At 37.0% G+C, this 2,956-nt stretch carries 3 protein-coding genes and 1 pseudogene; all 4 read right to left on the bottom strand.

Annotated features, from left to right (window positions below):
- Window positions 1–192: 192 nt before the first annotated feature.
- A pseudogene (locus MLE14_RS22015) lies at window positions 193–534 on the bottom strand (NUDIX domain-containing protein); the annotation flags it as partial.
- 288 nt (window positions 535–822) lie between these two features.
- Window positions 823–1,581 carry a metallophosphoesterase family protein gene (locus MLE14_RS22010; protein WP_243300509.1) on the bottom strand — a complete coding sequence of 253 codons (759 nt, stop codon included), beginning with the start codon at window positions 1,579–1,581 and terminating at the stop codon, window positions 823–825.
- 505 nt (window positions 1,582–2,086) lie between these two features.
- Window positions 2,087–2,464 (bottom strand): serine hydrolase, encoded by a 378-nt coding sequence (locus MLE14_RS22005; protein ID WP_243300508.1) that lies wholly within the window; start codon window positions 2,462–2,464, stop codon window positions 2,087–2,089.
- An 8-nt stretch (window positions 2,465–2,472) separates the two neighbouring features.
- Window positions 2,473–2,748 (bottom strand): hypothetical protein, encoded by a 276-nt coding sequence (locus tag MLE14_RS22000; protein ID WP_243300507.1) that lies wholly within the window; start codon window positions 2,746–2,748, stop codon window positions 2,473–2,475.
- Between the last annotated feature and the right edge of the window lie 208 nt (window positions 2,749–2,956).

Below are 2,956 nucleotides of genomic sequence, written 5' to 3'. Positions count from 1 at the left end.
CTGTCTACGCTTAAAGACTAAAGTTACCTTTAGCCCTCCAAGACTCGCTACGAGTGAATGGCTAGTTCTTACTCGACGGGAATCCCACCCGTTATATGATACGACCTAGGCTCGGCCGCACACCTGCCCCGTTAGTGAAAAAGCGATCCTTCGTTATTGAAGCATCGCACCCGTTAGCTTAACAAGAATATATTAGCTTCTGTTTGAATCATCAATATCTGCGTTTAACGAACTCTCCCACCAAACATCGTCTTTTCCGTTCAAATAATTTTTAATTAGATTCCTGAACGGATAAGGTTGTAAATTTATATGATCCAAATCACTTGCATTGGACCAAAAGAACTCAAGATGTGATTCGATAGCTATTGGATTAGAATTACTATTTAACTCACTGCTTTTTACTTCAAAAACTTGATTTATCTCACAATGTAAGACTCCATTTTTCTCCCATTTGTGTTCAATTAACCCAAGAAACCTTCCTACTATACAGTTTATGCCTAATTCTTCTTCAATCTCTCGTTTCAAAGCATCTTTAGCACTTTCACCAAATTATATATGACCGCCTGGTAAAAAAGTGTTTGCATGCCCTTTTGCTTGTGCAACCAACACTTTATTATCACAAATAAAGATTCCTCTTGCCAAATGATGAAATGCATTTTGCAAAGTGTATTCCCTCCAATTAACAAATTTAACTACATTGAATCCCTGTTTAATTTTAAATTTTCTTCTTCAACTAAACTGCTCCGTTTGTTGAATGAGAAAAAGAGGTGACGCAGCTACCTCTGTTGTTAATCTAACGCTACCCGTTAACGCGATAACTACTCAGTTCTTCATGGCCATACGCTCTAATAATTTCGCTGCTTCCGTCGCTGTTGGAACCCTAAGTATGTTCCCTTCAGCAAACTCATCCCCTTGTGGGTCTTCACTCGCTCTAACCTCATCTGCAGCTGCCTGAAAATCATAGATCGTCCGTCGATATTCATAACCCATTGGGCTAAGTAGTAACCAGTACGCTCCTGGTTCTTCAGCAAATGGCATCCCTACGCTACCAGCATTAACGATACTGACACTACCTACTTGTCTCTCAAATTGTATATGGGTATGTCCACACACAACAATCTTTTGCTTAATGTCTGCAAAAATAGTGGTGAGCCGATCTTGAGACGTAAGGGGTGTAAAGATTTCTTCATCACTACGTGGTGTAGCGTGACAAAAAAGAATATCACCTAATCTATCAACATGAATTGTTATTGTTTCTGGTATGTCAGATAGGAAATCCCTCTGAGACCGATTTAACTGTTCAGCGACCCATTGTGTCTTCTCACGACCCTTTTCAGACATAGTAGATGGGAGTGATTTTCCGTCAAAGGCCATCACTACTTCCCTATCTCCATTTCCTCGAATAAAGCGTACCGGAGCGGTCAAGGATAAAATCCGTTCCAAAGTTTGCGTAGGCATAGGTCCAGAAACTATATCCCCTCCAATAACAATTAAATCTGGTTTAATATCTTCAAGTTCCTTCAACACTGCGTTTAATGCTGGTAAATTCCCGTGAATATCATAAAGTGCGGCAATCTTCATATTTCCACTCCTCCCTATTTTCATTAACTTTTCGGTCTGCGTATTAAACTATTCTGCTCCTTTAGTTCAATAAGAACAGCAAAGCCGGATCTTGAAGTAACACTACCTGATATTTGATTAATTTAATTAGTAGAATATTTTAGGATTAAAGCTTTTTTAAACTTGAAACTACTAAATTCCCGAAAATTTGTATATCTTTTATATAGTCAAAACCTTCATTCTTATATGTATATAAGCAATTGTACATTCTAACAGCAACTGCATTGAATTTAGGTATAACTGTACAGGAACATCCAGATGCTCCAAGTATCTGGTATGAACCTTCGGGTAAGTCTGAACCTAATTCGTTATAATCGCAACATACTTCCCCTTCTTTAATCCACCATAGAAAACCGAACTTTGGAAATAGACTAGGTATAGTATTTGGACTTTGAACCGATGTAGCAAGGTCAAAAATTTCTTTAGGAAGTATTTGTTTGCCTTCACATACCCCTTTATTTAAATGCTAATTCCCCCAAAAAGCTAATTCCCTTGCACTTACATATAAATTTCTTCCATCTCCTATATTTGAACCAATTCTTAATGTCGGGTAGCTATCAGGTGAATGTATATCACAGACTAAATTATTTTTACCTTCAGTAATCCACCCCGTATTAGTCCAATTTAATGGCTTAAACACTCTTTCTGAAAGAATTTCATTAACCGTCTTACCCGTAGCTTTGTTTAAGATTTCTGCTAATAAATCTGGTCTTTTTCCCTCAATATTAGTTCCTAAATCAAATACACGGTACACTTTTTCATTTTTAAATTTCAAACCCGTACAACGTGTCAATAAATGCCTAATAGTTGTTTCCCCAAGATATTCTTTTTCATATTCGTTCAAATAGTCACTTATTTTATCTTCCGGTCTAAATAACCTTCATGTACAGCAATTGCTATAGCAAGACCAACATAAGTTACTCTGGTCGAATATACGTTAAACCGTGAAGAAAAATCTATTTTTTTTGCTCCTTTTTCAAAATGATGAGAACCTGAATACCATTCGTGTACAATATTGTTATCTTTCATTATTACCAATGCAGCGCATGATGCGTACTTTTCTTGTTTTACTTTCTCCGTATATGATGTAATATCTTTAAAAACATCTCTGTATAATTTTAACTCCATCCCAAATCCATCCAAGCAAATTTTTATCTATACTTATTAAAACATTAAAAAAACGGTTCAAATTGTTCCTACTATTGCACTAGTCGAGTAGAAGAGAACCTCTCTACCTCTCGGTAGATTGTATTCTCCCCCCTCACAGAACCGTGCTTGCGCTACTCACGCACACGGCTCCTCCTAGTTATCATTCACAAAATGTAGCTTAGCTCTT

Origin of the sequence: Bacillus litorisediminis, from assembly GCF_022808645.1 — a bacterium.
In the GTDB taxonomy this organism is placed as follows: Bacteria; Bacillota; Bacilli; order Bacillales; family JC228; genus Bacillus_BF; species Bacillus_BF litorisediminis.
Note: the sequence above shows the minus strand (reverse complement) of the source record. Positions and strands in the feature narration are given on the sequence as shown.

Excerpts from the sequence above, each read along its gene's own strand:
- MLE14_RS22000 (WP_243300507.1), bottom strand. The coding sequence starts at position 2,748 with ATGGAGTTAAAATTATACAGAGATGTTTTTAAAGATATTACATCATAT.
- MLE14_RS22010 (WP_243300509.1), bottom strand. The coding sequence starts at position 1,581 with ATGAAGATTGCCGCACTTTATGATATTCACGGGAATTTACCAGCATTA.